Source organism: Ramlibacter sp. (assembly GCF_035554825.1).
In the GTDB taxonomy this organism is placed as follows: Bacteria; Pseudomonadota; Gammaproteobacteria; order Burkholderiales; family Burkholderiaceae_C; genus Ramlibacter.
This window is the reverse complement of the sequence record NZ_DATMHS010000107.1, coordinates 1-22161: the sequence shown is the minus strand read 5'-3', so window position 1 is coordinate 22161 and position 22161 is coordinate 1. Positions and strand designations below refer to the sequence as shown.

Below are 22161 nucleotides of genomic sequence, written 5' to 3'. Positions count from 1 at the left end.
AATTCCTCAGGCGATGACCAGGCGCGCAGCGCCGGACCGGGCCGCGCTGGCCCGGGGAAGCGCCGCAGTATACATGCAGCGGTGAATGTATACTGGGTGATGGCCCGCCGCACCAAGGAAGACGCCCTGGCGACCCGCACCAGCCTGCTGGATGCGGCCGAGCGCGTGTTCCAGGCCCAGGGCGTCTCGGGCACGTCGCTGCAGGACATCGCCGCGGCGGCCGGCGCCAGCCGCGGCGCCGTTTACTGGCACTTCAAGGACAAGGCCGACCTGTTCAACGCGATGATGGAGCGGGTGACGCTGCCGCTGGAAGACGCGCTCGAGCAGGCCGGCGACGGCGCGGAGCCGCTGCCGCAACTGCGCGCGGCCCTGCTCTCGGCGCTGCGGCGCACCGCGACCGATCCCCAGACGCGGCGGGTGTTCGAGGTCGCCACGCAGAAGGTCGAATACACCGATGCCCTCGGCAAGGTGCGCGAGCGGCATCTGGCCGTGCGCAGCCAGAGCGTGCAGCGGATGAAGCAGGCGCTGCAGCGCAGCGCCCTGGCCCGCGGCCGCACGCTGCCCATTCCCGCCGCTGCCGCGGCGCGCGGCCTGCACGCGATGGTGGATGGGCTGATCCAGAACTGGCTGCTCGATCCGGCGTCGTTCCGGCTGGAAGCGGCCGGCCGGCAGGCGATCGACGCCTATCTGGCCGGACTGGGCCTGAACTGACTTTCAGGCCGGGCGCAGCGGCCGGCCAGGGCAGCCGGCCCCCGGCGCCGCGGCATCACTTCGCCTTGCGGGCGCGCTCCAGCGACTTGGCGGCGACGCGCGGGTCGAGGCCGTACATCTCCGCGAACGCCTCGACGGTCGCGGCGCCGCTGCCTTCGAACGCGCGCAGCAGCGCTTCGTCCTTCGCCCGGCGCTCGGCGGCGATCGCGAGCGCTTCGTCGAGCAGCGCGTTGGCCGCCTCGTCGCGGCCGCGCACCAGCTGCGCATAGTCTTCGCGCGCCAGCCCGGAGGCTTCGAACGCCTGCACGATCCGCTCGCGCAATTTCGGCCGCAGGTCTTCGGCGCCGCGTGCCTGGCGGCGGCGGAAGACCTCGAGCAACGCGTGATGGACGTGCTCGGGCGCCATCGCCTCGACCGGGCGCCCCTGCAGGTCGTGGCGTTCCTGGCCGGCCGCCACGGCGGTGAGGTAGCGCGTGGAGCGGGTGTGGAACGACAGCGCTTCCTTGAGCGCTTCACGCGCGAAGGCGTCCGGATGGGCGTCGAGCAGATCCTGGAAGATGCCGCGCTTGAGGGGGCGGAACACCGCGCCGAACAGGTGCGGGTACAACGCGGCCAGTTGCTCGAGCGTCGGCTGGACCTCGCTGGCGCGCGGCATCCCCCGTTTTTTCTCGCGCGCTGGGCGGGCTTCCTGGGCCACCGCTGGGGCCGGGCCGGCTTCCTGCACTGCATCGGTCGCCGGCTGGTCGGTGGTCGCGGATTCGTTCATGGGTGAGAGAGTGGTGGGGCCAAGGCGGCGCGGCCGCTGCCGGAGCATGGCCGCCCGCGCGGGAGGAAGGGAAGCGAATGATAAGGGCCCCCGGGCCGGCAGCGCGACCGCGGGGGCACCCGCCGGCGCGACCGGGCCGGGCGCCGGCTACCGGGCGGCGAAGGGGCTGGTGCCGGCCGGCACGGCCGTGTCCGCCTGCGCCGCCTGCAGCGCGGCGAATGCCTGTTCGAGGGTCTTGGCCGTCGCGATCGCCGGTGGCGGCGGCGGCTGCGGAAGCTCGCGTGCCGCCTTCAAGGCGGCCGCCAGCGGGTCCTGGCCGGTGGCACCGGCGGGGACCCGCAATGGCGGCAGCGCAGCCGGATCGGGCGGCTCGGGGATGGCCGCCGGCGCGGCGGCGACTGGCGGCGCCGGCAGCGGCGCGGGCACGACCGCCGCCGCGGGCCGCGGTTGAGCCGGCTCCTCGGACTGCGGCCACCAGAGGGCCACGGCGACCCCCAGCCAGACCGACAGCAGGCCGGCCACCAGCAGGGGCCGGCCCGGGCGCCGGCTCGCGCCGCGCGCCATTTACTTGGCCAGGTTCAGGAACAGCCGGGCGTCCTCGGCTTCGCCGAACAGGGGCGCCTTCTGGGCCCGGACGGAACCGCTGCTCACGCCGGTCGTGATCGTGTTGACCGGCGCGACGCTGATGCTGCCGCCGCTCACCGTGAGTTCGAACACGGTCCACACGTTGCTGCTGCCGGTCCAGGCGAGCGCGGGCGGCGTGTAGTTGTACACGGTGCCGTTGGCGAACTCGAGCCGCACGCTGGCGCCCGAGGTGCCGATGGTGGCGCCGCTGCCGGAGTAGTGATGGACCGAGTAGCGGTACACCCCGTCGCGCAGCGCGCCGGTGGTGCCGGTGGCCGGGCAGGTCACGGTTTCGGGCCCGTACGAGGAGGTGTCGTCGACGTCCAGCTTGCAGATGCCGCCGGCGGTCTTGTTCGAGTAGTACAGGTGCCACCGGGTCGTATCGGCGTTCGGTCCCGTCATGTGCGAGTCGAGGTCGCTGGGGTTCTGGCCCCAGGTGAGGATCACCCGGAACTGGCCGCTGGTCAGGCCGCCGGTCGTGCCGGCCGCGGGCGAGACCGCCACCGCGACGGTGTTGGTTGGGGTGGCGCAGCTGAGCGTCGCGGACTGCGTCGCCGACACATAGCCGTTGCTGGTCACGGAAATCGAATTCACGCCTTCCGGCAGGCCGGTGAAGGCCGCGATCCCGCTGGCGTTGGTCGCCACGGAGCGGGTGCCGATGGTGACCGTCGCGCCGCTCAGGCCGCCGCCCGTGGCGCCGAGCACCGCGTTGTAGACCTGCACCGACGCGCTGGCGCAGCTGCTGGCGCCGGTGCCGCTGGCCTGGGTGATGCCCGAGGGGATCAGGTGCAGCGAGGCGGGATCGAAGTCGAAGATGACGTTGTAGCCGGTCTCCACCGTGGTGCTGGTGCCGGTGAAGGGGTTCTGCACCGGCGTCAGCACCTTGATGTTCTCGATCAGCACCTTGCCCGGCGCCGTGCCGAGGCCGCGGGCATTGGAAAAGTCGATGTTGAGCTGCGCCGAGGCCGAAGCACACAGGCCGAAGACCGCTGCTGCCGCGGTCAGTTTCTTGATCCAACCTATCTTCATGGTGACTCCTTTCTTGGGCTCACAAGTGACAGCCGCCAAGGCGGCGATTTCGATTCAGCGCACGAGTGTCCGCAGCCGGTTGCAGAGTGTCATTGGTAGTAACACGATGTTGCTCGAGTCTGCCGTGAACTCGATCACGGCCCGCCGATGGCGGCTTCACCTGGCCGGGGCCGGTGCGAATGCGGGTGCCGCCGCGGGCGCAGACGCCGGTGCGGTCCGCGCCAACGACGCGTCGCGGCCTGCACGCGCCGGGGCGGGCGGCGTCCAGCTCACGAACAGGACGAGGAACCACACGACCAGCAGGGCCGCCAGCAGCAACAGGCTGCGGCGGGTGCGGCGCGGCGAACGGTCGGGCACTTAGCGCGCTCCGCCCGCGGGCGATGTCACGCCGCGGGCGGCGGGTGACTGGTGAACAGCTTGGTACTCCATCGGTTTCCTGGGCAGCACGACAACACCGGGCCAGTATGCCGAACTCGTTTCGACACGTCACTGCAGGTTACGGTATGTTTCTCGACCGTCCGTGGAATAAGCACGGAAGTGCGTTCAACGCCGGGTGCGCGCGGCATCGGCTGCGTAGCCGGAATCCCACGCGGCGGACGGCGACGGCCGACACAGCCGCGCCATTCCCTCCGACTGCCGCGGACCAGCGCGGCCACCACACTGAATGCATCTGTTCGACCGGAGAAGTACATGGCATACAGCAGCATCATGGGCGCCGACGCCGCGCCCGAACAGCCCAGCGGCCGTGGCGCCGACCTGCTCGGCCCGAGCGACAACTCGGACAGCGGCAGCGACACCATCGGCACGCATGAGGCGCATGCCGACAGCGACGCGGTGGGCACCGGCGAGCGGGCCGCCGTCGGAATGGACGAGCTCGAGGAAGGCGCGGACATCATGCCGGACCGCATCGTCGGCGCTGCCGCCGGCGACGGCGGCCCGCAGGCGGACGCCGAAGGCATGGAGCTGACCGACCTCGATGCGGCGGACCCGCTCGACGACGCCGGCGAAGACGCCGACTCGCGCTGACCATGGCGCGTCCCATCGCGACGGCAGCCGCCCTGGGGCGGCGGCTGCGGGCGGCGCTGCGCGACACCTTCGGCCTGACGCGCTTGCGCCCCGGCCAGCAGGCGGTCATCGAGCGGGTGCTCGCCGGCCGGCCGACGCTGGCGATCATGCCCACCGGCGCCGGCAAATCGCTGTGCTATCAGTTGCCGGCAGTGCTGCTGCCGGGACGGACCCTCGTGGCGTCGCCGCTGATCGCCCTGATGAAGGACCAGTGCGAGTCGCTGCGTGCGCTGGGAGTCGCGGCGGTGCAGTTGAACAGCGCCCTCGGCGGCGAGGCGCAGCGGGCCGCCGAGGAGGCGGTGGCCGATGGCACGGCCAGGATCGTGATGACGACGCCCGAGCGGCTGGCGGACCGGGAGTTCGTCGAGCTGCTGGCGCGCCATCCGCTCAGCCTGCTGGTCGTCGACGAGGCCCACTGCATCTCGCAGTGGGGCCACGATTTCCGGCCGGCGTTCCTGGAGATCGCGCCGGCGCTCGAGCGCCTGGGCCGCCCCGCCGTGCTGGCGCTCACGGCCACGGCGACCGAGGACGTCGCCCGCGACATCGGCGAGCAGCTCGGCATCCGCCGGGACGGCATCGTGAACACCGGTTCGTACCGGCCCAACCTCGACCTGCGCGTGGAACAGGTGGGGCGCGAGGCGGACAAGCTGCAGCGCGCGCTCGCCCTGGTGCAGGCGAGCGCGGGCCCGGGGCTGGTCTACGCCGCGACCGTCAAGGCCGCGCAGCAGGTGCACGACGCGCTGGCGGCGGCCGGCGAGTCGGTCGGCCTGTACCACGGGCGGCTGGCCGCCGCCGAGCGCCACGCCGCCCAGGAAGCGTTCATGAGCGGCCGACACCGGGTGATGGTCGCGACCAACGCCTTCGGGCTGGGCATCCACAAGCCAGACATCCGCTTCGTGCTGCACTACCAGATGCCGGCACAGTTGGAGTCGTACTACCAGGAAGCGGGTCGGGCGGGTCGCGACGGCGAGCGCTCGGTGTGCACCTTGCTGTTCCTGCGCAGCGACAAGGCAGTGCAGCAGTTCTTCCTGGCCGGCCGCTACCCGACCGAGGACGATGCGCAGGCGATCTACGCCACCCTGCAGGAGCCGCCGCCGGACGGCGAGGGCTGGACGCTCGCCCTGCTGCAAGGGCGCCTGGCGCGGCCGCGCAGCAAGCTGCAGGTGGCGCTCGGCCAGCTGCGCCGGCAGCAGGTCGTGCGCCAGGCGGCCGACGGCAGCCTGCGCGTGCAGCGGCCCGGCCTGGCGCCGGCGGCGCTCGACGACCTGATGGCCGGCTACCGCGACAAGCGCACGCAGGATCGTGAAGGGCTGGAGCGCATGGTGTTCTACGCCCAGACCGGCCAGTGCCGCTGGCGCGTGCTGCTGGATCACCTGGAAGGCGAGCCGCCGTTCGAGCGCTGCGACCATTGCGACAACTGCCGCCGCATCGCGGCCCACGAGGCGGTGCTGAGCCACCTCGCGGCGCAGCCGCAGCCGGTTTCCGGGCATGCGGAGGCCGCCAACGAGCCGCAGTTCGCGCGCGGCGACATCGTGCAGGTGAAGCGCTATGGCCGCGGCGTCGTCGAGGAGTCCAATGCGCTGCAGGTGACCGTGGCCTTCTCCGACGGCACGCGGCGCTGTTTCCAGCCCGAGTTCGTCGCCCATGCGCGCCGGCTGCGCGCCGCGCGGCCCCTGAACATGGCGGGCGCGCCGGCCCGGGCGGCGGCGTAGAGGCACCGGACCGCCGCGGCTCCCGCAACGAGCGGCAGAGCGCGACGGACCGGCCGTCAGCGCGCCAGCGTCGAGGCGCCAAACAGGCTCTGCACAAACTCCACGGCGAGCTCGGCGGTGCGGTTGCGCACGTCGAGCGCGGGATTGATCTCCACCACGTCGAGCGAGCCCATGCAGCCGGCGTCGGCGATCATCTCCATGCACAGCTGCATCTCGCGGTAGGTCGGCCCGCCGCGCACCCCGGTGCCGACGCCCGGCGCATCCATCGGATCCAGGCAGTCCATGTCGAAGCTCACGTGCAGGTGGGTGCCCTCGTCGACGTCGGCGAGCACCTCGGTCATCGTGTTGCGCATGCCGTGCTCGTCGATGTGCCGCATGTCGAACACCTGCAGCCCCAGCAGCCGGATCGCCTCCTTCTCGTCGGCGTCGACGCTGCGGATGCCGATGAAGTCGATGTCTTCGGGCGCCACCGCCGCCCGCCGGCCGCTCCAGCCGACCAGCGCATCGGGCCCATGGCCGAGCAGGCAGGCCACCGGCATGCCGTGCAGGTTGCCGCTGGGGCTGATGGCCTCGGTGTTGACGTCGGTGTGCGCGTCGAACCAGATCACGCGCAGGTGCTTGCGCTCCTGGCGGCAGTGGCGCGCGACGGCGCTGATCGAGCCGATCGCCACCGAGTGGTCGCCGCCCATCAGCAGCGGAAAGTCGCCCGCCGACAGCACACCGGCCACGGCATCGAACACCGACCGGTTCCAGGCCACCACCTCGTCCAGATGGCGCAGCCCGCCGCTGGGCGTGGCCCACGGGTTGGGCGGCCCGGCCAGGTTGCCCAGGTCCTGCACGTTCAGCTTCTGCCGGCCCAGCGCCTCGCACAGTCCGGCCACCCGCAAGGCGTCCGGTCCCATGCCGGCGCCGCGAACGCTCGCGCCCACGTCGGTGGGCGCGCCGATCAGCGAAACGTTCTTCATCGGCCGCATTGTGAAGGGGCGCGCGCGGTTGCGGGGCCCCGAGCATGCTACAGGATGCAGTGCCTGCAGTCGCCCTCCGGGGCGCCGGCGCGGCCGCGGCCGGACGCGGGCATACCTCGTTGACACGGCATCGAGCGTCCTCTACAGTCTTAATTAACCATTTGGGGAATTAACCACTGGAGCTACCCATGAACAAGCGCTTTTTCCTGCGTTCGGTCTCGCTGGCGGCCCTGGCCGTCGGCATCGCCTTGCCGGCGGCGGCCCAGCAGTGGAAGCCGACCCGCCCGATCAACCTGATCGTGCCCTGGGCGGCCGGCGGGTCCACCGACCAGGTGACGCGGGTGACGGCCGCCGAGCTGGAAAAGGCGCTGGGCCAGACCATCGTGATCGTCAACCAGCCGGGCGCCTCCGGCGCGATCGGCACCAAGAGCGCGATGGATGCGGCCAAGGACGGCTACACCTGGACCGCCGGCGCCGCGCAGGACCTGGGCGCCTACCAGGCGCTCGGCTCGGTCAACACCAACATCAAGGATTGGCACCTGTTCCTGAACGTGGCCAACATCCAGGTGATCGGCGTGAACCCCGCCCGGCCCTGGAAGAACGCCAAGGAACTGCTGGACGACATGAAGGCCAAGCCCGGGCAGATCAGCGTCGCGACGGCCGGCGTGACCTCCGCCGGCCACAACGCCATGGACCAGATCGTCAAGGCCACCGGCGTCAAGTACAAGGAAGTCTCCTACGACGGCGGCAACCCGGCGGTGGTCGCCACGGTGTCCGGCGAGGCCGACCTGACGACCCAGCTGGCGGTGGAGCAGGCCGACATGATCCGCGGCAAGCGCCTGCGTCCGCTCGCCACCGTCAGCGACAAGCCGCTGGAGCTGGAAGGCTACGGCGTGATTCCGCCGCTGGCGCAGTCGGTGCCCGGCTTCACCGCGCCGGCCAACTATTTCGGCATCTTCATCCCGAAGGGCGTGCCGGACGATGTCGTGAAGACCGTGGAGCGCATCTGGACGCAGAACATCGTCAAGAGCGAGGCCTTGAAGAAGTACGCCACCAGCCGCGGCGCGCTGTTCAACCCGCTGTCCGGCGACGCCGCGCAGAAGGCGGTGTTCCCGGCCGTGCAGGCGAACGTCTGGAACCTGCACGCCAGCGGCAAGACCAAGGTCGCGCCCGACACCGTCGGCATCCCCAAGCCCTGATCCGCCCCGGATGACCGATCCCGACCTCGTTCCCGAGCACTCCGTCGCGACCGGGGTCGACGCGGCCAGCCCGCCCCGCTCCGATCTCAAGGACGCGGCGGGCTGGATCGCGCTCGGACTGGCCATCCTGGTGGGTTCCCTCACGATGGACCGCCTGGAGGCGCAGCACATCAACCCGGTCACCGTGCCGGGGCTGCTGCCCGGGCTGCTGGGCCTCGCCATGACCCTGCTGGGCAGCGTGCTCGCGGCGCGCAGCTGGCGCCGCGGCGCGCTGGCGCAGCCCGCGCCGGCGCGCACGGCCGACCAGCGCGAGGAGCGCCGGCGCGTCTGGATCGCCATCGCGCTGTGCACCGGCTACGGCGTCGTGCTCGTCGGCCATGGCCTGCCCTTCTGGCTGGCCTCCACCATCTACGTCACGGCGTCGATCCTGGTGTTCCAGCGCCTCAGCCGTGACCCGGCGCAGCGCCAGCTCGGGCTGCGGGCCTGGGCCAAGGCGCTGGCGATCGGCGCGGCCGCCTCGGTGGCGACCTGGCTGGTGTTCGAGATGGTGTTCCTGGTCCGCCTGCCCTGACCTTTCCCAACACGCTTTCGCGCGAGCCGCTCCCATGCTGCAAGGACTGCAAGACCTCGGCGCCGCCTACGTCAGCTTCATGAATCCGCTCACGCTGCTGTACGGGCTGGGCGGGGCGTTCGTCGGCATCATCATGGGCATCCTGCCGGGGCTGTCGGCGACGCTGGCCATCGCACTGCTGACGACGCTGACCATCAAGCTCGGCACCAACGACGCGATCCTGGTGCTGATCTGCTCGTACGTCGGCGCGCTGTACGGCGGGTCGCGCACGGCGATCCTGCTGAACATCCCCGGCACCGCGGCCAACGCGGCGTCCTGCGCCGACGGCTACGCGCTCGCGCAGCAGGGCCAGGCCGGCCGGGCGATCGGGATCGCCACCTCGGGCGCCTTCGTCAGCACGCTGATCGGGGTGCTCTGCCTGGCGATGTTCACCCCGCTGCTGGCCGAGGTGGCCTTGCAGTTCGGCGCCTTCGAGTTCTTCTGGCTGGCCCTCTTCGGCGTCACGATGTCGGGCAGCATCGTCGGCGGCGACCCGCTCAAGGGCTGGCTGATGGGCCTGCTGGGCCTGTTCGTCGCGCAGGTCGGGCAGGAGAGCCTGTACGCCTTCAACCGCTTCACCTTCGGCTGGGACGAGCTGTCCGGCGGCATCGCGCTGATCCCGGCGCTGGTGGGCGCCTTCGGCCTGGCCGAGGTGCTCACCACCTTGTCCGATCCGATCGAGCGCAGGATCGCCGACCTGAAGGATTCCGTGCTGCCGCGCTGGCGGGAAGTGTTCCAGTACCGCTGGACGGTGCTGCGCTCCGGGGTGATCGGCGTGCTCACCGGCCTGTTGCCCGGCGTCGGCGAGGACGCCGGCGCCTGGATGTCCTATGCCGCTGCCAAGGGCCTGAGCAAGGAGAAGGAGAAGTTCGGCAAGGGTTCCATCGACGGGTTGATGGCCGCGGAAACCGGCGACATGTCGTCGATCCCGGGCCACATCATTCCCTGCCTGGCGCTGGGCATTCCGGGCTCGGCGCCATCGGCGGTGCTGATGGCCGCCATGATCATCCACGGCGTGCAGCCGGGGCCGATGCTGATGATCGAGCATCCGCACTTCATCTACCACGTGGTCGCGATGACGACGCTGGCTTCGATCACGATCCTGCTGTTCGGCCTGTTCGGCGTGCGGCCGCTGCTGCACATCCTGAAGGTGCGCCGGGCGATCCTGATGCCGATCGTGTTCCTGCTGTGCACCGTGGGCGCCTTCGCCACCGCCTCGCGCCTGTTCGACATCTACGCCATGCTGGCGATCGGCATCGGCGCCTACTTCCTGCGCCGGCGCGGCTACGAGATGGCGCCGCTGGTGCTGGGCCTGGTGCTCGGCCCGCTGCTGGACAAGAGCCTGCGCCGCGGCCTGGTGCTGTCGGACGGCAGCCTGCTGCCGTTCTTCACGCGGCCGATCGCCGCCGGGTTCGCGCTGGTCACGATCTTCACCATCCTGCTGTACGTGAAGCCGTTCAAGGCGGCCGTGGTGCGCGTGCGCGGCGCCATCGTCGGCGGCGTGCGCATGCTGTTCGTGCGCCGCGCCTGAGGGCCCGCCCATGCGTTTCGCGCTCTGCAACGAGGTCCTGCAACCGCTGCCCTTTCGCGACCAATGCGCGCTGGCGGCCGCGCAGGGCTACGACGGCCTGGAAGTGGCGCCCTTCACCCTGGCCGACAACCCCGCCCACATCAGCGACGCGCAGGCAGCGCAGTGCCGCCGCATCGCGCAGGACCACGGCCTCGTGATCAGCGGGCTGCACTGGCTGCTGGTGGCGCCGGCCGGGCTGTCGATCGTCGATGCCGACGCGGCGGTGCGCGCCCGCACCGTGTCCTTCATGCGCCGGCTGATCGAGCTGTGCGCGCTGATGGGCGGCAAGTACCTGGTGCACGGCTCGCCGAAGCAGCGGTCGGTGCCCGCCGGCTCGACCCCTGCGCAGGCCCTGGAACGGGCCACCGAATGCTTCGCGCAGGCCGGTGCCGCGGCGGCGGCGGCCGGCGTCGTCTATTGCATCGAGCCGCTGGCCAGCCGCGAAACCGACCTGATCAACACCGTCGCCGAGGCGGCGCGCATCGTGGACGAGGTCGCCTCGCCGGGCCTGCGAACGATGATCGACTGCAGCGCCGCCGGGCAGATGGAGGCCGAGCCCATCGCGCAGCTGATGGAGCGCTGGATGCCGGGCGGCCACGTCGCGCATGTGCAGGTCAACGATCCCAACCGGCGCGGCCCCGGCCAGGGGGAGCTGCGCTTCGCCCCGATCCTGGCCAAGCTGCTGCAGCTCGAGGCGGCTGGCCAGTACGACGGCGTGGTGGCGGTGGAACCGTTCGACTACCTGCCCGACGGCCCCGGCTGCGCCGCCCGCGCCATCGGCTACCTCACCGGCATCGTGGAAGGGCTGCGTCATGGCTGACGCGCCGCGCCTGGTCATTCGCGCCATCGAGCTGTACGAGCGGCCGGTGGTGCTGCGACTGCCGTTTCGCTTCGGGGTGGTGACCCTGCGCGAATCGCCGCAGGCCTTCGTGCGCGCCCGCGTCGAGCTGCCGGACGGCACCAGCGCCTGGGGCGCCGCCGCCGAGATGATGGCGCCCAAGTGGTTCGACAAGAACCTGCAGCTGTCCAACGAAGACAACTTCGAGCAACTGCGATCGGTGCTGCGGCTGGCCCGCGACGCCTATCTGTCCGACGCCACGCCGGCGACCGCCTTCGGCCACTTCGCCCGCCATCACGACCGCCACCTGGCCGCGGCCGCGGCCCAGGGCTTCAACCCGCTGCTGGCCGGCTACGGCCCCGCCCTGCTCGACCGCGCCGTGCTCGATGCCCTGTGCCGCAGCCAGCACCTTTCCTTCGCGCAGGCGCTGCAGGCCAACCTGGCCGGCATCGGCGCTGCCCGTGCCGAGTTCGGCGAGTTCGATTTCGACGCGTTCCTGGCCGGCCTGCAGCCGTCCGCGTCGATCGAGGCGCGGCACACGGTCGGCATGGTCGACGCGATCACGCCCGCCGATCTCACCCAGCGCGTGAACGACGGCCTGCCCGAGACGCTGGAGGAGGTGATCGCCGCCTGGGGCCACCGCTACTTCAAGCTGAAGGTGGGCGGCACCATCGACGCCGACCTGGCGCGCCTGCGGTCGATCGCCGCCGTGCTGGACCGCCTGCCGCATCCGTATTTCGCATCGCTGGACGGCAACGAGCAGTACACCGACGCCGAGGGCGTCGCGCAGCTGGCGGCGGGCATCCGCTCCCAGCCGGCGCTGGCCCGGCTGTGGGATTCCATCCTGTTCATCGAGCAGCCGATCGCGCGCCGGCTGGCCCTCGACACCGACCTGCGCGGCGCGGGCCTGGGCAAGCCGGTGATCATCGACGAGTCGGACGGCACGCTCGACACCTTCGTGCAGGCACGCGCGCGCGGTTACGCCGGGGTGTCGTCCAAGACCTGCAAGGGCTTCTACAAATCACTGCTGAACGCGGCGCGCTGCGCGCGCTGGAATGCCGAAGGCGGCGCCACGCGCTACTTCATGTCGGCCGAGGACCTGACGACGCAGGCCGGCCTGTCGGTGCAGCAGGATCTGGCGCTGGTGAATCTGCTGGGCATCACCCATGTCGAGCGCAACGGCCACTATTACGTCAACGGCATGGCGGCGCAGCCGCCGGCCGAGCAGGATGCCTTCCTCGTCGCCCATCCCGATCTGTACGAGCGCAGCCACGGCGGCGTGCGCCTGCGCATCGCCGGCGGCCGCATCGCCCTGGGCTCGCTGCAGTGCGAAGGCTTCGCCGCGGCGGCGCTGCCGGACTTCGGCGCGATGAGCCGGCTCGCCTGAGCCCCGAGTGCCGCCAGCAACAGCCGGGCCGCCGCTTCCTCAAGCGGGCCCGGACAGCGTGAACACGGCGCGGCGAGCGCCGACCGGCGCGCCGCGGACGCTGCTGATCACCTCGGCTCGCCAGGGCCGCAGCTGCTCGCGCTGGCGTTCATCGAGCCAGCCGAGCTGATCCAGGGCGGCCACGGTCGCCGCCGAGGCGGCGACCTTGCTGCCATCGGCGATCTTCACCGCCACGGCTTGCCGCCGGCTGCGGCTGGCGACCACCTGGACGCCGTCGGCGCCGGCCTTGCTTACGAAATCGCCGCGGCCGGCCCGCATGAACGCGAGGTCGTTGCGGCCGGTGCCGGACACCAGTTCCGGATGGGCCGTCATCGCGTCCGCCAGGTGCGCGAAGCTGACGCCGAACTCGGTGTCGGCTTCGCCGCTGGCCAGCCGGGCATAGGCGCCGGCCAGGCTCGCCAGCGGCATCGCATAGTTCGGCGCCGAACAACCGTCGGTGCCGGGCTGCAGGTCTGCGGGCGCGAGTCCGGCCGCCCGCGCGACGTCGCGGCGGATCGCCTGCTGCAGCGGATGTTCCGGCGCCAGATAGCTGTCCAGCGCCCAGCCATGCTGCACGCAGCAGGCGAGGAAGCCCGCGTGCTTGCCGCTGCAGTTGTGGTGCCGCTCGTCGTAGGCGCCCGCCGCCTGCCCGAGTTCCACGAACATCGGCACGTGGCAGCCGCATTGCAGCCGCCGGTAGGGGACATGTGCCTTGTCGAGCATGCCCTGCACCTGCGCCACGTGCATCGGCTCGCCGCTGTGGCTGGCACAGAGCATCGCCACCTGCTGCTGGGTGAAGCCGAGCGCGCGCGGCCCGCCCGCCTGCATGAACGGGAGCGCCTGCAGCGGCTTGAGCGTGGAGCGCGTGAAGGTCAGCCAGTGCGCATCGCCGGCACGGGCGAGCACGCGTGCGCTGGCGTCGGCGACGGCGATCGCGCCGAAATGGATGCACTCCGTCGTGCCGCCGCGCGACGCTTCGATGAGGGGGACGAAGCCGGTCATGCGCCATTGTCCATCGGTCGCGGCGGCGCCACCGTTCCCGAGGGCGATCGCGAGACGCGACGCCGGCCTCTCGACCAGGCGCCGACCGCAAACCCGGCGGCTGGCGAGCGCGGCCGAAGCAGAGCACAATTCATCCATGGCAAACCTAGCAAGCATGCTCAAGAGCGAGATCGCTCGGGTCGCACGCCGGGAAGTACGGGCCGAGCTCCAGGCGCTGAAGAAAGCGAACGCCGGCTATCGCAGCGAAATCGCGGGGCTCAAGCGGCGCGCCAGCGCGCTCGAACAACAGGTCAAGCGCCTGGCCAGCGGCACCCACGCCACTGCCGTCCCGGGCCGCGAGGATGAGGGCCAGCGGCTGCGCTTCAGCGCCAAGGGGCTGGCATCGCAGCGCAAGCGGCTGGGCCTTTCGGCCGAGGCGTTCGGCGCGCTGATCGGCGCCTCCGGCCAGTCGGTGTACAAGTGGGAGTCGGGCAAGATCCGGCCGCGGGCCAGCCACCTGCCGCAGATCGCCGCGCTGCGCACCATGGGCAAGCGCGAGGCCACGGCCCGGCTGCACGCGCTGGGCGCCTGACCGGGCGTCCGCTCAGATCCACCGCGCCTGGCGCAGCTCGCGCGTGAGCCACGCGCAGTAGATCGGGGCGGCGATCAGGCCGGCCGCGCCGAACGCCGACTCCAGCACCAGCATCGTCACCAGCAGCGCGTACGCCGGCATGCTGATGCGGCTGCCGACGAAGTGGGCGTTGAGGAAGTATTCGAGCTTGTGGATGCCGATCAGGAACGCCAGCGAGCCGATGCCGACCCACGGCGACACCGTCAGCGCCGCCAACACGATCGCCGTGTTCGACAGCAGGTTGCCGATGATCGGCAGCAGCCCGGCGAAGAACGTCACGGCGACCAGCGTCCGCGCCAGCGGCACCTGGTAGCCGAGCAGCGGCAGCAGCACCACCAGGAAGGCCCCGGTCAGCGCGGTGTTCACCAGCGCGATGCGCAGCTGCGCCGCGACGATGTCGCTGAACGCCAGTCCCAGTTGCCGCCATCGCGCCTGCGCCAGCCGCGGCAGCACGGCGCGCGGTTCGGCGCGCAGCGACGCCGCCGCCAGCATGCCGATCGCCAGCCCGATCACCAGATGGAACAGCACGCGCAAGGCGTCGCGCCCCCAGCGCTGCATCTCGCCGGCGTGGGCGCGCAGCCAGTCCGAGAGCGCCTGCTGCAGGGCGGCCGCCGAATCCGGCAGCCGGTCGACGATCCAGCCCGGCGCCATGGTGCGGATGTGATCGAGCGTGTCGGCCAGCAGTTGCAGCAGCTTGGGCAAGCCGCCCGAGGACGCGCTCACCAGCAGCTCGAAGGCCTGGAACAGCGCCACCGAGACCACCGCCAGCAGCACCAGCGTGAGCACCGTGGTGCGGACGGTGTCGCGCCAGGAGCGCGGCGGCTGGTCGCCGGCGACCGCCCGGAACAGCACGAAGCCGGTCAGGGCGCCGACCAGCGCCGGCAACAGGTGCAGCCACAGCAGGCCGAGCAGGACCAGCGCGGTCACGCCGACGCTGCGCCGCGCCAGACGGCCGGCCGGCGCCCCCGGATCGGGGTCGAGCTCGTGTGCGGACAAGGTGTGGTTCGGCGATGGCGCGCCCGCCCCGGCGATCAGCCCTGCGGTTTGCGCGTGGCCGCCGCGGTGTTCTGCTGCTCCTGCTGGCGGGCCGCCTTGTTGGCCTTGTGGCGCCCGATGGCGCAACCGGCCGCGGCGCCGAGCACGCCGTGGTGACCGGCCACATGGCCGGCGACGCCGCCCACCGCGGCGCCCTTCGCGCAGCCCTTGGCCTGCGCGGGCAGGGTCGCCAGCGCGAGTCCGGCGCAGGCGGCAATCACGGCAAGCTGAGCTTGGATGGTCTTCATGGCACGACTCCTGGTCATTGGATGACCGCAGTCTGCATGGCGGCGCCCGCTGCGCCCGTCGGCGGAGCAAGCGCGTTGCTGTAGGAAGATGCGGCCCGCAAGCCCGGCAGCAGGGATGCCCGGCAGCGGTCTGCGGCGGCGGAATGACAGGCAGCGCGCGGCCGGGCAGGGGCGCCGCCCGGGGCGCGACCCAGGGTGCCTGCCGATGGGCCGGCGCCTGCGCCGGGGACACAATGAGGCATGACCACCAAGAAGCTGCGCGGGGCGCAAGCCCTCCTCGAGTTGTTGCGGGACGAAGGCGTCACGCACCTGTTCGGCAATCCCGGCACGACCGAGCTGGCGCTGATGGAGGCGCTGGCCACCGGGCCGCGGCTGCCGTTCGTGCTGGGGCTGCAGGAATCGGCCGTGCTCGGCATGGCCGACGGCTTTGCCCGCGCCAGCCGGCGCCTCGCCGCCTGCAAGCTGCACGCCGCCCCCGGCCTCGGCAACGCGATGGGCGCGCTGTACAACGCGAAGTTCTCCGGATCGCCGGTCATCGTCACGGCCGGCCAGCACGAGACCGGCCACGGCCTGCAGGAGCCGATGCTGTACGAACCGCTGGTGCGCATCGCCGAGCCGCTGGTCAAGTGGGCGGCGGAAGTGCCGCGGCTCGAGGACCTGCCGCGCCTGGTGCACCGCGCGGCGAAGGTGGCGCTCACCTCGCCGACGGGGCCGGTCTTCCTGAGCCTGCCCGGCGATGTCATGGACGCGACGGCCGAGCTCGATCTCGGACCGCCGACCCGGGTGGACCGCCGCGTGCGGCCCGCCGACGATACGCTGGCCCGGCTCGCGCAACGGCTGCTGGGCGCCCAGCGGCCGGTGATCATCGCCGGCCGCGAGGTCGCCGACGGGAATGCGTTCGCCGAACTCGCGCAGCTGGCCGAACTGCTCGGCGCCGGCGTGTTCCACGAGCCGATCCCCTATAACGCCCGCTTCGACACGCAGCATCCGGCCTTCCTGGGCGATCTCACCCGCCGGCAGGAGCGCGCCCGCGAGCTGCTGGCGCCGTTCGACCTGGTGATCTGCGTCGGGGCCGACCTGCTGCGCATGTCGGTGGCCAGCCCGGTCGATCCGCTGCCGGCCGGGCTGCCGGTGGTGCATCTGTCCGATCGCGACTGGGAACTGGGCAAGAACCACGCCACCGAGCTGGCGATCTGCGCCGACGTGCCCGAAACGCTGCGGGCGCTGCTGCCTGCGCTGCGCGACCGCATCTCGGCCGATGACGCGGCCCGCGCCGCGCAGCGCCTGCGGGCGCTGGCCGGCCGCAACTGGCAGGCGCAAGCGCGGGCCGCGCGCGAGCCACTGCGCGCCGGCGCTTCGATCGACGCGCCGTTCCTGATGATGACCCTGGCCGACTCGCTGCCCGCGGACGCGATCGTGGTGGAGGAAGCGCTCACGGCGGCGCCGCCGCTGGCGACCTTCCTGCCGGTGCGCACGCCCACCAGCTTCTACGGGCTGGCCAGCGGCGGCCTGGGCTTCGCGTTGCCGGGAGCCGTCGGCATCAGCCTGGCCCAGCCGGGCCGGCCGGTGGTCGCCGCCGTCGGCGACGGCAGCGCCATGTACGGCATCCAGGCCCTGTGGACGGCGGCGCAGCAGCGCCTGCCGATCACCTACGTGATCGTCAACAACGGCGGCTACCGCATCCTGCAGGAACGGCTGCTGGCGCGCGGGCGGTCGCGCGAGTTCATCGGCATGGAATTCGGCGCGGCGCCGCTCGATTTCGTCGCGCTGGCGCAGGGCTTCGGGCTGCAGGCGAGCCGCGTTTCGCAACCCGCGGCCCTGCAGCCGGCGCTGCGGCAGGCGATCGCCAGCGGCCGCCCCACCCTGCTGGACGTCACCGTCGCCGGGCTGCCGGCGACGTGAAGATGCCGGCATCCAGGCGAGAATTCGCCCTGAAGCTGGCCGATCCCCGGCCCGGCGCGCTCGCGCGCTGTTCCAATGTGCCCACCTTCCCCGCATCACCGAGAAAAGACCTGACATGAACGGAGCGGACCTCCTTTGCGACACGCTGCTGGCCGGCGGCGTCGACACCTGCTTTGCCAACCCCGGCACCTCCGAAATGCATTTCGTCGCCGCGCTGGACCGCAAGCCGGCGATGCGCTGCGTGCTCGGCCTGTTCGAGGGCGTCGTGACCGGCGCCGCCGACGGCTACGCCCGGATGGCCGGCAAGCCGGCGGCGACGCTGCTGCACCTCGGGCCCGGCCTGGCGAACGGGCTGGCCAACGTCCACAACGCCAAGCGCGCCCGCTCGCCGATGGTCAACATCGTCGGCGACCACGCCACCTACCATCTGAAGTACGACGCGCCGCTGACCAGCGACATCGAATCGCTGGCCCGCCCCATGTCGCATTGGGTCGGGCGGGTCGCCGGGGCCGACGCGGTGTCGCGCGACGCCGCGCAGGCGATCGCGCAGGCGCGCAGCGCGCCCGGCCGCATCGCGACGCTGATCCTGCCGGCGGATGCCGCCTGGGGCGAGACCAGCGCGGCGCTGGCGCCCATCCCGGCGCCGCTGCCGCGCGCCAAGGTGCTGCAGCCGCACATCCAGACCGCGGTCGCCGCGATCCGCTCCGGCCGGCGCACCACGCTGATGCTCTCGGGCGTCGCGCTGCGCGCGGACGCCTTGCAGGTCGCCGGGCGCATCGCCAAGGCGACCGGCGTGCGCCTCCTGGCGCAGCAGTCGAATGCGCGGATGGAACGCGGCGCCGGCCGGGTCGCCATCGAACGCGTGCCGTATCCGGTCGAACAGGCACTGGCCGCGCTGCAGGACGTCGAACACCTGATTCTGGTCGGCGCCAAGGCGCCGGTCGCCTTCTTCGCCTATCCCGGCAAGCCCAGCAGCATGCTGCCCGAGCACTGCCAGGTGCTGCAGCTGGCGGATCCGGGCGACGACCTGCTGGACGCGCTGCACTGGCTGGCCGACGAACTCGGCGTCGGCGCCGACGTGCGGCCCGAGGTGATGGAGTTGCAGCGGCCCGCGCTGCCGACCGGTGCCCTGACGCCGGCGGCCGTGGCGACCGCGCTGGCCGCGCTGATGCCGGAACATTCGATCCTGTGCGACGAATCCGTCAGTTCCGGCCGCAACCTGTTCCAGTTCACGCGCACCGTGCCGCAGCACGATTACCTGCAGATCACCGGCGGGGCCATCGGCCTGGGGCTGCCGCTGGCGGCCGGCGCCGCGATCGCCTGCCCCGACCGCAAGGTGATCTGCCTGGAGGCCGACGGCAGCGGCATGTACACGCTGCAGGCGCTGTGGACCCATGCGCGCGAGCAGCTCGACGTGGTGACGATCGTGTTCGCCAACCGCTCCTACGCGATCCTGCACGGCGAGCTGCGCAGCGTCGGCGCCGGCGCGCCGGGCGCGAACGCGCGCCGGATGCTCGATCTCGACCAGCCGGCGCTGCAGTGGACGCAGCTGGCGGCGGGCATGGGGATCGAGTCGGGCCGGGCCACCAGCGCCGAATCGTTCTGCCAGCTGCTGGGCGCCGCCATGGCGCGGCGCGGGCCCTTCCTCATCGAAGCGGTGCTGTAGCGGGGCCCGGCTCGGGCCCGCGCGGCCGCGCAGGGCGCTTCACGGCACGTTCGGCCGGGTCGCTTCCACTTGGTGCAGCACGCTGGTGATGGCGTAGCCCTTCTCCTCGATCTGGCGCCGCGGCTCGTCCACCTCGTACGGCTCGACATGCGTCGCCGCGTCGTCGACATGGACGCCGCGCTGGCGCAGCAGCCAGTCGATGTTCGTCGCTTCCTCGGGAATCGGCTGGTCGTGCGGGACCAGCAGGTAGGAGAACTTGTTGCCCGACTCGGTCCGGCGGTAGATGTCGACGTGCAAGGTCACTCGCTCCTTCTCGTTGGTGGCTGCCCTGACCGTAGCGGCCCGCGCGCCGGCGCCGCTGTCGGACGCGGGACATGGTGCGCGTAGGACTGTCAGGAAAGCAGGGCCACTGCTGCAGAGAAGCTGCCGAATGCGGCCGCCGTCGTCAGCATGATGATCCGGGCGATGCGGCCGGTGTCGGCGCCGAAGCGTTCCGACAGCACCGCGACGTTGCTCGCGCTCGGCAGCGCCGCCACCAGCACCATGATCTTCAGCACGAACCGGTCGAGCGGCACCCCCAGCGCGATCGCCGCGCTGCCGGCGGCGAACACCAGCAGCGGATGCAGCAGCAGCTTGGCCAGCACCACCGGGACGTAATCGCGCAGCGGCAAGGGCTCGTGCTGCTCGCGCGCCGCCAGGTACTGGGACCGCGCGAGCACCGCGCCGATGGTGAAGAGGGCCACCGGCGACGCGGCGTCCGCCAGCAGCGCGATCGTCTGCATCACCGGCTTGACCGGCTGCACCTGCAGCGCCGACGCGACCCCGCCCATCACGATCGCCCAGGGCATCGGGTTGAGCGCCATGCCCTTGAGCGCCTTGCGCGCCGCTTCGGCGGCGCCGTGTTCGTCGGCGCTGTCCAGGCGCGACAGCGCGATGCACAGCGAACTGGTGACGACCAGGTCCACCAGCATGGTGAGGATCGCGGGACCGGCGGCGCGCGCGCCCAGCAGCGCGACCAGCAGCGGCACCCCCATGAAGCCGGTATTCGGAAAAGCCGCGACCAGCGCGCCGAACGCCGAGTCGTTCCAGCGGATGCGCGGGCCCAGGCTGGCGCGCACCACCAGCGCCACCAGCACCAGCGCGCACAGCAGGTAGACGCCGACCGCCGAGGCGTCCAGCAGCTGCGCGATCGGGGTGCGCGAGCCGAACAGGAACAACATGCACGGAAGCGCGAAATACAGCACGAACGAGTTCAGGCCGGAAATCGCGTCGAGCGGCAGCATGCGCCGGCGCGCGGCGACGTAGCCGCACAGCACCAGCGCGAAAAACGGAAAGGTGACCAGGAGGATGTCAAGCACCCGCGTATTCTCCGCGCAACGAGCGCAGGCAAAGCGCGCGGGGCGCGCGCGGGCCGCCGGTATGATTCGCCGCTCACCGCACGCCGTCCCGAATGTCCGCAGGCCTGAATTCCGCCCAGCAAGAAGCCGTCAACTACCTGCAAGGGCCCTGCCTGGTGCTGGCGGGGGCGGGCTCGGGCAAGACGCGCGTGATCACCCACAAGATCGCGCGCCTGATCCAGGTCGGCTGCGAGGCCAAGCGCATCGCGGCCATCACCTTCACCAACAAGGCGGCCGCCGAGATGCGCGAGCGCGCCAAGGGCCTGATCGGCCGCAGCGCGAAGGACGTGCTGATCTGCACCTTCCACGCGCTCGGCGTGCGCATGTTGCGCCAAGACGGCGCGGCGCTGGGCCTGAAGCCCCAGTTCTCGATCCTGGACAGCGACGACGTCACCGGCATCCTCAAGGACGCGGGCGGCACCACCGACGCCGCGACGGCGCGCCAGTGGCAATGGGCGATCAGCCTGTGGAAGAACATGGGCCTCACCGCGGCGCAGGCCGAGGCGCAGGCCAAGGACGACAACGAGCGCGTCACCGCCAGGATCATGGCGCGCTACGAGGAGCGGCTCGCCGCCTACCAGGGCGTCGACTTCGACGATCTGATCGGCCTGCCGCTGAAACTCCTGCGCGATCACCCCGAGGTGCGCGAGAAGTGGCAGGCCGGGCTCGGCCACGTGCTGGTCGACGAATACCAGGACACCAACGCCACGCAGTACGAGCTGCTCAAGCTGCTGGTGGGCGCGCGCGGCCGCTTCACCGCGGTCGGCGACGACGACCAGTCGATCTACGGCTGGCGCGGCGCCACGCTGGACAACCTGAAGCGGCTGCCGGTCGACTACCCGCAGCTGAAGGTGGTGAAGCTGGAGCAGAACTACCGGTCCACCAGCGCCATCCTGCGCGCCGCCAACAACGTGATCGGCCCCAACCCCAAGCTGTTCCCCAAGACGCTGTTCTCCGAACTGGGCGAAGGCGAGCCGGTGCGCGTGGTCGACGCCGACAACGAGGAGCACGAGGCCGAACGCGTGGTCGCGCGGATCCAGTCCATCCGGGCCAACGGCCTGGGCAAGGACTGGAAGGATTTCGCGGTCCTGTATCGCGCGAACCACCAGGCCAGGGTTTTCGAGCAGGCCCTGCGCAAGGCGCAGATTCCGTACAAGGTGTCCGGCGGCCAGAGCTTCTTCGACCGGGCCGAGATCCGCGACCTGTGCGCCTGGCTGCGGCTGGTCGTCAACAACGACGACGACCCGGCGTTCCTGCGCGCCATCACGGCGCCCAGGCGCGGGATCGGCCACCAGACGCTCGCCAGCCTGGGCGTGTTCGCCGGCAAGTACAAGTTGAGCCTGTTCGAGGCGCTGTTCTCGTCGTCGCTCGCCTCGGCCCTGTCCAGCCGCGCGATCGGCGGGCTGCACGAGTTCGGCCGCTACGTGAACGACCTCGAATACCGGGCCCGCCACACCACCGGCGCCGAGGACGCGCGCGCCTTCCTGGCCGCGTGGCTGAAGGACATCGGCTACGAGAAGCATCTGTACGACGGGGAGGACAACGAGAAGGTCGCCGCCGCGCGCTGGACCAACGTGCTGGAGTTCTGCGACTGGATGGCGCAGCGCTGCGGCGGCCAGATCGACGACACGGCCGGCGTGACCACGGCCAGCGAGAAGAAGACGCTGATGGAAGTGGCGCAGACCATCTCGCTGCTCTCGACGATCAGTGAGCGCGAGCAGGAGCAGAACGTCGTGACGCTGTCCACGCTGCACGCGTCCAAGGGCCTGGAGTGGCCGCACGTGAT

General features: G+C 71.6%; 21 protein-coding genes. 12 read left to right on the top strand and 9 right to left on the bottom strand.

What is annotated here, in order from left to right:
- Positions 1-99: 99 nt before the first annotated feature.
- Positions 100-711 carry a TetR family transcriptional regulator gene (locus VNT59_RS13470; protein WP_325498925.1) on the top strand — a complete coding sequence of 204 codons (612 nt, stop codon included), beginning with the start codon at positions 100-102 and terminating at the stop codon, positions 709-711.
- Positions 712-766: 55 nt separating this feature from the next.
- Here VNT59_RS13470 and VNT59_RS13465 read toward each other — a convergent pair whose 3' ends face one another.
- The 3 genes from VNT59_RS13465 to VNT59_RS13455 form a co-directional block, all read right to left on the bottom strand.
- Entirely contained in the window at positions 767-1477 is a 711-nt protein-coding gene (locus VNT59_RS13465; RefSeq protein ID WP_414708389.1) for a ProQ/FINO family protein, read from the bottom strand.
- Positions 1478-1624: 147 nt separating this feature from the next.
- The gene (locus tag VNT59_RS13460) at positions 1625-2041 is read right to left on the bottom strand and encodes a hypothetical protein (RefSeq protein WP_325498924.1); all 417 of its coding nucleotides are present in this window, start codon (positions 2039-2041) and stop codon (positions 1625-1627) included.
- Positions 2042-3130 (bottom strand): hypothetical protein, encoded by a 1089-nt coding sequence (locus VNT59_RS13455; protein WP_325498923.1) that lies wholly within the window; start codon positions 3128-3130, stop codon positions 2042-2044. It lies immediately after the preceding gene.
- Between the two features lie 690 nt (positions 3131-3820).
- On the opposite strand from VNT59_RS13455, the gene VNT59_RS13450 reads away from it, so the two are divergent.
- Both VNT59_RS13450 and VNT59_RS13445 read left to right on the top strand, forming a co-directional pair.
- On the top strand, positions 3821-4156 hold the full coding sequence (locus tag VNT59_RS13450; protein ID WP_325498922.1) for a hypothetical protein: 336 nt from the start codon (positions 3821-3823) through the stop codon (positions 4154-4156).
- 2 nt (positions 4157-4158) lie between these two features.
- On the top strand, positions 4159-5907 hold the full coding sequence (locus tag VNT59_RS13445; protein ID WP_325498921.1) for a RecQ family ATP-dependent DNA helicase: 1749 nt from the start codon (positions 4159-4161) through the stop codon (positions 5905-5907).
- 56 nt (positions 5908-5963) lie between these two features.
- Here VNT59_RS13445 and rocF read toward each other — a convergent pair whose 3' ends face one another.
- Positions 5964-6872 carry an arginase gene (gene rocF, locus VNT59_RS13440; protein WP_325498920.1) on the bottom strand — a complete coding sequence of 303 codons (909 nt, stop codon included), beginning with the start codon at positions 6870-6872 and terminating at the stop codon, positions 5964-5966.
- Between the two features lie 188 nt (positions 6873-7060).
- Between rocF and VNT59_RS13435 the strand changes: the two genes are divergently transcribed.
- Genes VNT59_RS13435 through VNT59_RS13415 form a run of 5 tightly spaced genes read left to right on the top strand, consistent with a single transcriptional unit; the run spans position 7061 to position 12476 of the window.
- On the top strand, positions 7061-8071 hold the full coding sequence (locus VNT59_RS13435) for a tripartite tricarboxylate transporter substrate binding protein (protein ID WP_325498919.1): 1011 nt from the start codon (positions 7061-7063) through the stop codon (positions 8069-8071).
- Between the two features lie 10 nt (positions 8072-8081).
- A complete protein-coding gene (locus tag VNT59_RS13430) occupies positions 8082-8642 on the top strand; it encodes a tripartite tricarboxylate transporter TctB family protein (RefSeq protein WP_325498918.1) in 561 nt (186 codons plus the stop codon).
- Positions 8643-8676: 34 nt separating this feature from the next.
- Positions 8677-10212, top strand: coding sequence for a tripartite tricarboxylate transporter permease (locus tag VNT59_RS13425; protein WP_325498917.1), 1536 nt, complete (start codon positions 8677-8679; stop codon positions 10210-10212).
- 10 nt (positions 10213-10222) lie between these two features.
- A complete protein-coding gene (locus tag VNT59_RS13420; protein WP_325498916.1) occupies positions 10223-11071 on the top strand; it encodes a sugar phosphate isomerase/epimerase family protein in 849 nt (282 codons plus the stop codon).
- Positions 11064-12476, top strand: coding sequence for an enolase C-terminal domain-like protein (locus VNT59_RS13415; protein ID WP_325498915.1), 1413 nt, complete (start codon positions 11064-11066; stop codon positions 12474-12476). Before VNT59_RS13420 ends, VNT59_RS13415 begins: the two co-directional genes overlap by 8 nt.
- 39 nt (positions 12477-12515) lie before the next feature.
- On the opposite strand, the gene VNT59_RS13410 is transcribed toward VNT59_RS13415, so the two are convergent.
- Positions 12516-13517: an asparaginase gene (locus tag VNT59_RS13410; RefSeq protein WP_325498914.1), complete on the bottom strand. Its 1002-nt coding sequence runs from the start codon at positions 13515-13517 to the stop codon at positions 12516-12518.
- Between the two features lie 136 nt (positions 13518-13653).
- On the opposite strand from VNT59_RS13410, the gene VNT59_RS13405 reads away from it, so the two are divergent.
- Positions 13654-14088, top strand: a complete 435-nt coding sequence (locus tag VNT59_RS13405; RefSeq protein WP_325498913.1) for a helix-turn-helix domain-containing protein — start codon at positions 13654-13656, stop codon at positions 14086-14088.
- A gap of 12 nt (positions 14089-14100) precedes the next feature.
- Here the strand turns inward: VNT59_RS13405 and VNT59_RS13400 are convergent, their stop codons facing one another.
- Positions 14101-15123: an AI-2E family transporter gene (locus tag VNT59_RS13400; RefSeq protein ID WP_325498912.1), complete on the bottom strand. Its 1023-nt coding sequence runs from the start codon at positions 15121-15123 to the stop codon at positions 14101-14103.
- A gap of 35 nt (positions 15124-15158) precedes the next feature.
- Positions 15159-15410: a hypothetical protein gene (locus VNT59_RS13395; RefSeq protein ID WP_325498911.1), complete on the bottom strand. Its 252-nt coding sequence runs from the start codon at positions 15408-15410 to the stop codon at positions 15159-15161.
- Between the two features lie 240 nt (positions 15411-15650).
- Here VNT59_RS13395 and VNT59_RS13390 point away from each other — a divergent pair, with 240 nt between their 5' ends.
- Complete coding sequence (locus tag VNT59_RS13390) at positions 15651-17312, top strand: thiamine pyrophosphate-binding protein (RefSeq protein WP_325498910.1); 1662 nt, start codon at positions 15651-15653, stop codon at positions 17310-17312.
- A gap of 115 nt (positions 17313-17427) precedes the next feature.
- Positions 17428-18978, top strand: a complete 1551-nt coding sequence (locus VNT59_RS13385; RefSeq protein ID WP_325498909.1) for an acetolactate synthase large subunit — start codon at positions 17428-17430, stop codon at positions 18976-18978.
- 39 nt (positions 18979-19017) lie between these two features.
- On the opposite strand, the gene VNT59_RS13380 is transcribed toward VNT59_RS13385, so the two are convergent.
- A complete protein-coding gene (locus VNT59_RS13380; RefSeq protein WP_325498908.1) occupies positions 19018-19281 on the bottom strand; it encodes a DUF6139 family protein in 264 nt (87 codons plus the stop codon).
- Between the two features lie 89 nt (positions 19282-19370).
- Positions 19371-20336, bottom strand: a complete 966-nt coding sequence (locus VNT59_RS13375) for an AEC family transporter (protein WP_325498907.1) — start codon at positions 20334-20336, stop codon at positions 19371-19373.
- A 92-nt stretch (positions 20337-20428) separates the two neighbouring features.
- On the opposite strand from VNT59_RS13375, the gene VNT59_RS13370 reads away from it, so the two are divergent.
- The coding region (locus tag VNT59_RS13370; protein WP_325498906.1) for an ATP-dependent helicase at positions 20429-22161 on the top strand (1733 nt) is incomplete at its 3' end.

Bases quoted from the DNA above. Each gene is read 5' to 3' on its own strand.
- VNT59_RS13470 (WP_325498925.1), top strand. From the start codon at position 100: ATGGCCCGCCGCACCAAGGAAGACGCCCTGGCGACCCGCACCAGCCTG.
- VNT59_RS13465 (WP_414708389.1), bottom strand. From the start codon at position 1,477: ATGAACGAATCCGCGACCACCGACCAGCCGGCGACCGATGCAGTGCAG.
- VNT59_RS13460 (WP_325498924.1), bottom strand. From the start codon at position 2,041: ATGGCGCGCGGCGCGAGCCGGCGCCCGGGCCGGCCCCTGCTGGTGGCC.
- VNT59_RS13455 (WP_325498923.1), bottom strand. From the start codon at position 3,130: ATGAAGATAGGTTGGATCAAGAAACTGACCGCGGCAGCAGCGGTCTTC.
- VNT59_RS13450 (WP_325498922.1), top strand. From the start codon at position 3,821: ATGGCATACAGCAGCATCATGGGCGCCGACGCCGCGCCCGAACAGCCC.
- VNT59_RS13445 (WP_325498921.1), top strand. From the start codon at position 4,159: ATGGCGCGTCCCATCGCGACGGCAGCCGCCCTGGGGCGGCGGCTGCGG.
- rocF (WP_325498920.1), bottom strand. From the start codon at position 6,872: ATGAAGAACGTTTCGCTGATCGGCGCGCCCACCGACGTGGGCGCGAGC.
- VNT59_RS13435 (WP_325498919.1), top strand. From the start codon at position 7,061: ATGAACAAGCGCTTTTTCCTGCGTTCGGTCTCGCTGGCGGCCCTGGCC.
- VNT59_RS13430 (WP_325498918.1), top strand. From the start codon at position 8,082: ATGACCGATCCCGACCTCGTTCCCGAGCACTCCGTCGCGACCGGGGTC.
- VNT59_RS13425 (WP_325498917.1), top strand. From the start codon at position 8,677: ATGCTGCAAGGACTGCAAGACCTCGGCGCCGCCTACGTCAGCTTCATG.
- VNT59_RS13420 (WP_325498916.1), top strand. From the start codon at position 10,223: ATGCGTTTCGCGCTCTGCAACGAGGTCCTGCAACCGCTGCCCTTTCGC.
- VNT59_RS13415 (WP_325498915.1), top strand. From the start codon at position 11,064: ATGGCTGACGCGCCGCGCCTGGTCATTCGCGCCATCGAGCTGTACGAG.
- VNT59_RS13410 (WP_325498914.1), bottom strand. From the start codon at position 13,517: ATGACCGGCTTCGTCCCCCTCATCGAAGCGTCGCGCGGCGGCACGACG.
- VNT59_RS13405 (WP_325498913.1), top strand. From the start codon at position 13,654: ATGGCAAACCTAGCAAGCATGCTCAAGAGCGAGATCGCTCGGGTCGCA.
- VNT59_RS13395 (WP_325498911.1), bottom strand. From the start codon at position 15,410: ATGAAGACCATCCAAGCTCAGCTTGCCGTGATTGCCGCCTGCGCCGGA.
- VNT59_RS13390 (WP_325498910.1), top strand. From the start codon at position 15,651: ATGACCACCAAGAAGCTGCGCGGGGCGCAAGCCCTCCTCGAGTTGTTG.
- VNT59_RS13385 (WP_325498909.1), top strand. From the start codon at position 17,428: ATGAACGGAGCGGACCTCCTTTGCGACACGCTGCTGGCCGGCGGCGTC.